4 protein-coding genes and 1 pseudogene are annotated in these 3,937 nt (G+C 62.7%); all 5 read left to right on the top strand.

Features of this window, described 5'->3' with window-relative positions; all coding sequences use genetic code 11:
- Positions 1–204, top strand: a pseudogene (locus VFE81_RS28900) (leucyl/phenylalanyl-tRNA--protein transferase); the annotation flags it as partial.
- Positions 205–319: 115 nt separating this feature from the next.
- Positions 320–1,141 carry an arginyltransferase gene (locus VFE81_RS28895; protein WP_325047850.1) on the top strand — a complete coding sequence of 274 codons (822 nt, stop codon included), beginning with the start codon at positions 320–322 and terminating at the stop codon, positions 1,139–1,141.
- A gap of 115 nt (positions 1,142–1,256) precedes the next feature.
- Positions 1,257–2,240: a quinone-dependent dihydroorotate dehydrogenase gene (locus tag VFE81_RS28890; RefSeq protein ID WP_414695681.1), complete on the top strand. Its 984-nt coding sequence runs from the start codon at positions 1,257–1,259 to the stop codon at positions 2,238–2,240.
- Between the two features lie 125 nt (positions 2,241–2,365).
- On the top strand, positions 2,366–3,160 hold the full coding sequence (locus VFE81_RS28885; RefSeq protein ID WP_325047848.1) for a cystine ABC transporter substrate-binding protein: 795 nt from the start codon (positions 2,366–2,368) through the stop codon (positions 3,158–3,160).
- Between the two features lie 235 nt (positions 3,161–3,395).
- On the top strand, positions 3,396–3,937 hold a 542-nt coding region (locus VFE81_RS28880; RefSeq protein WP_325047847.1), incomplete at its 3' end, for an amino acid ABC transporter permease.

The following is a 3,937-nucleotide window of genomic DNA, read 5'->3' as shown; positions in this document are numbered from 1 at the left end:
GCCGCGCTTGTCGGACACTTGCGCCGTCACGAAATAGAAATGATAGACTGCCAGCAGAACACGTCGCATCTGGCGTCGCTGGGCGGCCGCGAGATCGCGCGCAAAGCGTTTATCGCGCATGTTCGCATGTCTGTCGAAGCGCCGCCGATTCCCTGGCGCTTCGACAAGACCGTCTTGCGCGATGTCGTCGCGCCGGCGGCGTAGAAAGAATCAGGCCGAATCCGGATTGTCGCCTACCGAGCCGCGGGTCACGAGCCGCGGGTTGAAAACCGCAAGGCGCCGGGTTTGCAATACCAGAGACGCTTCGAGAGCTGCCAACGTGACTCATCCCAACGAGCTGCCTCTTTCTCCGCTTTCCGCGCTGCAATTTTATGCAACGGCGCCCTATCCCTGCAGCTATCTGGACGGACGCATCGCACGTTCGCAAGTCGCCACACCCAGCCATCTGATCAACTCCGACGTCTATACCGACCTCGTCAAAGCCGGCTTCCGTCGGTCGGGTGTGTTCACCTACCGCCCCTATTGCGATGGCTGCCGCGCCTGCGTGCCGGTGCGCGTGCCGGTCGATCATTTCGAGGCGAACCGCACGCAGCGCCGGATCTGGAAAAAGCACGGCGAGCTGATCGCAACAGTCGCCCCGCTGCATTACGATGAAGAGCACTACGCGCTCTATATGCGCTATCAATCGGCACGGCATGCCGGCGGCGGCATGGACCGCGACAGCCGCGACCAGTACGAACAGTTCCTGCTGCAGAGCCGGATCAACTCGCGGCTGGTCGAATTCCGCGAGCCGCAGCCGGATCATCCGGACGCGCCGGGCATCCTGCGCATGATCAGCATGATCGACATCCTCGGTGACGGACTCTCGTCGGTCTATACGTTCTTCGAACCGGGTGTACCGCACACCAGCTTTGGCACCTACAACATCTACTGGCAGATCGAGCAGGCGAAGAGCCTCAAGCTGCCCTACGTGTATCTGGGCTACTGGATTCGCGAGAGTCCGAAGATGGCGTACAAGGCGAATTTCCGGCCGCTCGAAGGCTTGATCGACGGTTCATGGAAAGTGCTCGATCCCGCCAGCATCGACCTGCCGCCGGTTGGTCAGGCGATTCAGGGCAGGCGTGGGCCGCTGCGTCCGTAACTAGTCTCATTAATGCCGCAAAGCCGGTAAAATGGCGGGTTCCCATTTTCCGGCCGCCCGGCTTCGTCCCGTGTTCAGTTCCCTCTACCCGCTCGTACGCGCCCAACTCTTTCGCATGGACGCGGAAGACGCTCACCACCTGACCTTGCGCATGCTCGGCGCCGCGGGCCGCACCGGCCTTGCCAGCGCGCTGGCGCCACGCGTGCCGGATTCGCCGCGCACCGTGATGGGGCTGACGTTCAAGAACCCGGTCGGGCTCGCCGCGGGCCTCGACAAGGACGGCGCGTGTATCGACGGTCTGGCGGCGCTCGGCTTCGGCTTCATCGAAGTGGGCACGGTCACGCCGCGCGCGCAGCCGGGCAATCCGCGCCCGCGCATGTTCCGCCTGCCGCAGGCGAACGCCGTGATCAACCGGATGGGCTTCAACAACGCGGGCGTCGACCAGTTCGTCAAGAACGTGCAGGCCGCGCGCTATCGCGGCATTCTCGGGCTGAACATCGGCAAGAACGCCGACACGCCGATCGAACGCGCCGCCGAAGACTATCTCTACTGCCTCGAACGCGTGTACCCGTTTGCGAGCTACGTGACGGTCAACATCTCGTCGCCGAATACAAAGAATCTGCGCCAGTTGCAGGGCGCGGGCGAACTCGACGCGCTGCTTGCCGCGCTGAAGGACAAGCAGCAGCGTCTGGCCGATCTGCACGGCAAGCTGGTGCCGCTCGCGCTGAAGATCGCGCCGGACCTCGACGACGAGCAGATCAAATCGATCGCCGATACGCTGTTGCGCCACCAGTTCGAAGGCGTGATCGCCACCAACACCACGCTCTCGCGCACGGCCGTCACCGGCATGCAATACGGCGACGAAGCCGGCGGCCTGTCGGGCAAGCCGGTGTTCGACGCGTCGAACGAAGTGATCCGCAAGCTGCGCGCCGAAGTCGGCGAAACGGTGCCGATCATCGGCGTGGGCGGGATCTTCTCGGGCGAGGATGCGCGCGCGAAGCTGGCGGCGGGTGCTGCGCTGGTGCAGCTCTATACCGGCTTCATCTACCGCGGACCGGCGCTGGTGGCCGAATGCGCGCAGGCGCTGCGCTATGGCTAGCCATCACCCAATCCGCATCAGTAATATAGACATAAACAAACGGTATTTAGGTTTCGATAGTCTGTTTTGTTATGCTTTCGTCTGTTAAAACGCCAGACGAACCCATGGCAACATCAAGGAACACGATGAAATTTGGCTTGCTGAAAAAGATGCTCGTCGTCGGCCTGATCGGCGCGTCGTTCACTGCTGTCACCGCCCACGCGGACGACCTGCTCGACCAGGTCAAGCAACGCGGCACGCTGCGCATCGGTCTCGAAGGCACTTTCCCGCCGTTCAACTCGAAAGCACCGTCGGGCGAACTGGTCGGCTATGACGTCGACATCGCCAAGGCCGTTGCAGCGAAGCTCGGCGTGAAGCCGGAATTCGTCACGACCGAGTGGAGCGGCATCATCGCCGGTCTGCAAGCGGGCAAGTTCGATGTGATCGTCAACCAGGTGGGCATTACGGACGCACGCAAGCAGGTGCTCGACTTCTCGCCGGCATACACGTACTCGGCCGCGCAACTGATCCAGCGTAAGGACGACACGCGCCAGTTCAAATCGCTCGACGATCTGAAGGGCAAGAAGCTCGGCGTCGGTCTGGGCACGAACTACATGGACATGGCGAAGTCGGTGCCGGGCATCGACGTGAAGACGTATCCGGGCGCGCCTGAATACCTGCGCGATCTGGCCTCCGGCCGTCTGGACGCGGCGCTGAACGACCGCCTGATGCTCGCGTATCTGATGAAGAACTCGCAACTGCCGCTGCGCACGGGCGCAACGGTCGGCGCGGGCAACCCGTCGGGCATTCCGTTCAGGAAGGGCAATCCGAAGTTCGCCAAGGCGATCGACGACGCGATGACCCAGCTCGAAGCGGACGGCACGTTCTCGAAGATCTCGGACAAATGGTTCGGTATCGACGTCAGCAAGCCGATCAAGTAACGCACGCCGGATGAAACGAAGGGCGGCATCGTCGACGATGCCGCCCTTCGCTTTTGCTGAGGCGCTTTCCGCTTACGCCTGGTCAGTATCGAATCGCTACGCAGGTGAAGCCTGGTTGCCGTCAGACTGAGCCGGTTACGCTCCAAACGACACTTTGCGTGGCGCTCCGGCCTCCGCCTCAACGCCCGCCAAAGTTTATGATGTGCGCTTTGCGCGCCAACCCTACCCACCGCTCATGTCCACCACTTCCCTGCTCGTCCAATCGCTTCCTGTGCTCGCACAGGGCGCCGTCCTGACGGTCAAGTTCGCGGTTCTGTCGATGATCTTCGGCCTCTTTGCCGGCGCCGTGCTCGCGGTGATGGGCATCAGCCACAACCGCGTACTGAGCTGGATCGCGCGCGTGTATGTCAGCCTGTTCCGCGGCACGCCACTGCTGGTGCAGATCTTCGTGATCTATTACGGCTTGCCGAGTCTCGGCATTTCGCTCGACCCCACGCCCGCGGGCGTGATCGCGTTGTCGGCGAACGTGGCAGCGTATCTGTCGGAGAGCATGCGCGGCGCGATTCTCGGCATTCCCAGCGGTCAGTGGCTGGCCGCCTATAGCCTCGGACTCTCGCGGCGTCAGACGCTGCGCTACGTGATCGCGCCGCAGGCCTTGCGCATTGCCGTGCCGAGTCTGTCGAACAGCCTGATCAGCCTGATCAAGGACACATCGCTGGTGTCGGTGATCACTGTGACCGAACTGCTGCGCAGCGCGCAGGAGATCATCGCGTCGAC

This window comes from Paraburkholderia sp. (assembly GCF_035656215.1).
Taxonomy (GTDB): domain Bacteria; phylum Pseudomonadota; class Gammaproteobacteria; order Burkholderiales; family Burkholderiaceae; genus Paraburkholderia.
This window is presented reverse-complemented; position numbering and strand designations above follow the sequence as displayed.

Bases quoted from the DNA above. Each gene is read 5' to 3' on its own strand.
- VFE81_RS28885 (WP_325047848.1), top strand. From the start codon at position 2,366: ATGAAATTTGGCTTGCTGAAAAAGATGCTCGTCGTCGGCCTGATCGGC.
- VFE81_RS28890 (WP_414695681.1), top strand. From the start codon at position 1,257: ATGGACGCGGAAGACGCTCACCACCTGACCTTGCGCATGCTCGGCGCC.